Origin of the sequence: Microcystis sp. M20BS1 (assembly GCF_020245305.1) — a bacterium.
Lineage (GTDB): Bacteria > Cyanobacteriota > Cyanobacteriia > Cyanobacteriales > Microcystaceae > Microcystis > Microcystis ichthyoblabe_A.
Genome location: NZ_JADBUZ010000142.1, coordinates 1 through 3,318 on the forward strand (window position 1 = coordinate 1; position 3,318 = coordinate 3,318).

The 3,318-nt window shown below is 39.0% G+C and carries 8 protein-coding genes and 1 pseudogene; 4 read left to right on the forward strand and 5 right to left on the reverse strand.

Annotated elements, in window-relative coordinates; genetic code table 11:
• The first annotated feature begins 160 nt into the window (after positions 1–160).
• The gene (locus tag IM507_RS14590) at positions 161–349 is read left to right on the forward strand and encodes a hypothetical protein (RefSeq protein ID WP_148045311.1); all 189 of its coding nucleotides are present in this window, start codon (positions 161–163) and stop codon (positions 347–349) included.
• Here the strand turns inward: IM507_RS14590 and IM507_RS14595 are convergent.
• The 3 genes from IM507_RS14595 to IM507_RS14605 form a co-directional block, all read right to left on the reverse strand.
• Complete coding sequence (locus IM507_RS14595; RefSeq protein ID WP_002735990.1) at positions 343–663, reverse strand: type II toxin-antitoxin system PemK/MazF family toxin; 321 nt, start codon at positions 661–663, stop codon at positions 343–345. The genes IM507_RS14590 and IM507_RS14595 overlap by 7 nt on opposite strands.
• Positions 657–899 (reverse strand): AbrB/MazE/SpoVT family DNA-binding domain-containing protein, encoded by a 243-nt coding sequence (locus IM507_RS14600; RefSeq protein WP_002736094.1) that lies wholly within the window; start codon positions 897–899, stop codon positions 657–659. Before IM507_RS14600 ends, IM507_RS14595 begins: the two co-directional genes overlap by 7 nt.
• Before the next feature lie 262 nt (positions 900–1,161).
• A complete protein-coding gene (locus IM507_RS14605) occupies positions 1,162–1,368 on the reverse strand; it encodes a hypothetical protein (RefSeq protein WP_002736760.1) in 207 nt (68 codons plus the stop codon).
• 326 nt (positions 1,369–1,694) lie between these two features.
• Between IM507_RS14605 and IM507_RS14610 the strand changes: the two genes are divergently transcribed.
• Positions 1,695–1,994, forward strand: coding sequence for a hemolysin XhlA family protein (locus tag IM507_RS14610; RefSeq protein ID WP_002755782.1), 300 nt, complete (start codon positions 1,695–1,697; stop codon positions 1,992–1,994).
• A gap of 62 nt (positions 1,995–2,056) precedes the next feature.
• Here the strand turns inward: IM507_RS14610 and IM507_RS14615 are convergent.
• Positions 2,057–2,266 (reverse strand): annotated as a pseudogene (locus IM507_RS14615) (type II toxin-antitoxin system HicA family toxin).
• Positions 2,263–2,463: a type II toxin-antitoxin system HicB family antitoxin gene (locus IM507_RS14620; RefSeq protein WP_002735173.1), complete on the reverse strand. Its 201-nt coding sequence runs from the start codon at positions 2,461–2,463 to the stop codon at positions 2,263–2,265. The pseudogene IM507_RS14615 and the gene IM507_RS14620 overlap by 4 nt, the downstream one beginning before the upstream one ends.
• Positions 2,464–2,681: 218 nt before the next feature.
• On the opposite strand from IM507_RS14620, the gene IM507_RS14625 reads away from it, so the two are divergent.
• Positions 2,682–2,915: a hypothetical protein gene (locus IM507_RS14625; protein WP_002755783.1), complete on the forward strand. Its 234-nt coding sequence runs from the start codon at positions 2,682–2,684 to the stop codon at positions 2,913–2,915.
• On the forward strand, positions 2,905–3,318 hold a 414-nt coding region (locus IM507_RS14630; protein ID WP_002744576.1), incomplete at its 3' end, for a type II toxin-antitoxin system VapC family toxin. The genes IM507_RS14625 and IM507_RS14630, both read left to right, overlap by 11 nt.

Here is a 3,318-nt window from a genome sequence, read left to right on the forward strand (position 1 = left end):
AAATTGGGGAATTGTTGACTGTATTTCTTTTATTGTAATGGAAGAGCGTAGAATAACGGAAGCATTAACAACGGATATTCATTTTCAGCAAGCTGGTTTTCGAGCTTTGTTGAGAGATTAATCTCAGGGCAGGCGATCGCCATTCCCCCATCACCCAAAAGTGATCGCCATTCCCACATCACCCAAAAACGATCGCCTCTCCTCATCATCCAACAGCGATAGCCATTCCCAAAAAATTGCTCCTCCCAAAAGCGATCGCCCCTTCACCCTTACTCTAAAAAGCGATCACCTCTCCCTGTTTTATAAAAAAGCGATACTAAAACCGAACAAATTCGGTGACAATCAGTAGTGAAAAAATTCAACCAATCGATCAGCCACTACCATTGCTACCCGTTCGTCAAGACTGCCAATTGTGGCAACAATTCGGGTTTTGTCAATCGCCCTAATTTGGTCTAAAGCAATACTGCCGCGCACATTTTCTTGATCAATGGGGATTCTTGTTGGGTAATTTTTGACAGTACTGGTGATTGGTGCAATAACGACTGTTCTTAATCGAGCATTAATTTCACTAGGAGAAACAACAACACAAGGTCGAGTTTTTTGCAGTTCAGACCCCCTAGTTGGATCGAGTGCCACCAACAGGATGCTAAATCTTTCTACCATTGATTTTGCCGCTCAAACTCGTTTTCCACCCCTAACCAATCCTGTAACTCGGCTTCAATAGGAGCATCATCAAATAACTCAGCCCAGCCTTCCCTCACCTTCTTTTTAGCACTCAGAATAATTCTTTTTCCATCAACTATCGCCTCAACTTCGTCCAGAAGTTCACACTGTTCCATGATTGCTTGAGGAATTGTAATTGCTTGAGAATTACCGATTTGTACGATTTTTAGCAACATTTTGACGACCAGATAAACATACGATAATTATATCAACTTATACTGATTAGAGAGCGATCGCCCCTCCTCCTCAAAATCGCCCCTCCTCCTCAAAATCGCCCCTCCTCCTCCCCAAAAATGATCGCCTCTCCTCATCATCAAAAAATGATCGCACTACAAGATCAGCTACAAGCTCGGCGATCGCATTAATAAAAATCCAAAAAATCAGATAATTACGGTGAATAACAATCAATTTAGTGCGTTACTACAAGAGCGATCGCACTTATTGACCTCGCCCTGGCTTACAGTCGGCAAAACTTAATGCCTCTGTGTCTAGAAAACTGGCGATCGCCATCTCAAGGATTGCTTCAACGGGATAATCAATTTCAGTAGCGCGAGCAATCAGGGCATCCTGAATCCAGTCTGGTAAGCACTTTAAAATATTTTCCGCATCCGCAGACGAGATTTGCTCCGAAAGTTTCACTTGCATGGGTTAGGACTCCAGTATGAATTTGAACATTATACGGTGGCTCAGTTGCCCTTAAAATGATCGCCTCTAGTTCTAATAGTAGCGCAGGGTTTTTTGAGTAAGGTATTGTCTGCACCGCAATTCGTACCAGCTATTCTCATTTTGAAACGATTTTGCGTTGTTTCAGCGATCTAGAGATTCGTTAAGAATTATTAACCCCTCTAGGTGCAAGGGTTTTAATGTCATGAAACCTTAAAATGAGAATTGCTATATTTTGAGAAGAGGCCGTTCTCTCAGCAAAAAAATAGATTAAAATGAGTGTGTCAGCCTGATTAACAAGATGAGTTATGCCAACACCGACTATCATCGAAACGGATTTGCGCGAAGTTCTAGCAGAAATGAATCAGAAGCTAGATACAATTTCTAAAGATGTGAATCAAGTACAGATTCGATTGGCTACTGTAGAAACCAAAGTTGATAATGTAGAGAAACGATTGGATTCAATGGATAAGCGATTCGATAAAATGGAATTACAGATAGAAAAGGTAGAAAGCAATCAGGGCAATCAGGTTTGGGCTTTGATTGGGATTTTGTTTACGGCGGTAGTGGCAACGTCTATCCGTTTTGTTTTAACAGCTTTACCCTAGATTTCAAAAGAAAACCTGATCGCGTTTTTAAGATTTAATCAACAAGAAAACAGCGATCACCGTTATCTCAAGTCATCTTCGGTCAGATCAGCATCTTTCAAAATACTCTTAAGAGTACCAATTGGTAAATCTTTATTGCCATGAACAGGAACGGATAAAATAACTTTCATTCCCTGTTTTGTATAAATATGATGACTACTACTAATGCGTTTTAACTGCTAACCATAACGTTCAATAATTTTACAAAGGGCTTGGCCAGAAATAGATTTCATAATGATAATTCGACTAGCTCTTTTTCTGCTTCAATTTCTGTTTCTTGACTTGCAACTTCAAGCCATCCTTGAACTGCATCTTGCAACATTTCTAATAATTGTTCGTAGCTTTCTCCCCAGGTATGACAGCCTGGCAATGCCGGTACGGAACCGCACCAAATACCATCTTCTTGCCAGATTAGAGCTTTAATTTTCATGTTATTTTCAAAATATTTGCCTGATTTTACTATGATAATAGAAAAATACGATATGTGATCGCCCCTCCTCCTCATCAAAAAGCGATCGCCCTTTGCCTTCCTATCCCAAGCGGCAGCTTTAAAGTTTAACCAACAAGATGACAGCGAATAACAATCAATTTGGTGTGTTACATTTATAATATAGATATTTCAAGTAAAAATCATTTCACCAACAGATCATGCTTAATTCTATTAACGCATTATTTGACGGAAAGGTCTTTCATCCAGAGCAACCCGTTACATTGAAGGCTAATACTCGTGTTCGCATTATTGTTGATAACTTATCGGATGAAAATAATGAACTCACTTCTTTTTTAGAGACAGCAGAATCATTACAACTAGACGGCCCCTCTGATTGGTCAGAAAATCTAGATAAATATTTATATGGTGAAGAAAAAGAGCATGAACCCTGAGAAATTTCTCGATACAAGTTATGCGATCGCTTTATCTTCATCTACGGACGATTATCATCACAAAGCACTTGCCATTGCCCAACAATTAAAAACTTCAAAAACACCTTTAGTTACAACCAGAGCCATTATTTTAGAGATTGGCAATGCTTTATCTAAACAAAAATATCGCTCTAAGTCAATTACATTATTGTCCTCATTAGAAAAGGACAGAACAGTGACAGTTATTCCCTTATCGGAAATTCTTTATCAAAAAGCTTTTCAACTATATTGTCAAAGAAACGATAAAAATTGGGGAATTGTTGACTGTATTTCTTTTATTGTAATGGAAGAGCGTAGAATAACGGAAGCATTAACAACGGATATTCATTTTCAGCAAGCTGGTTTTCGAGCTTTGTTGAGAGAT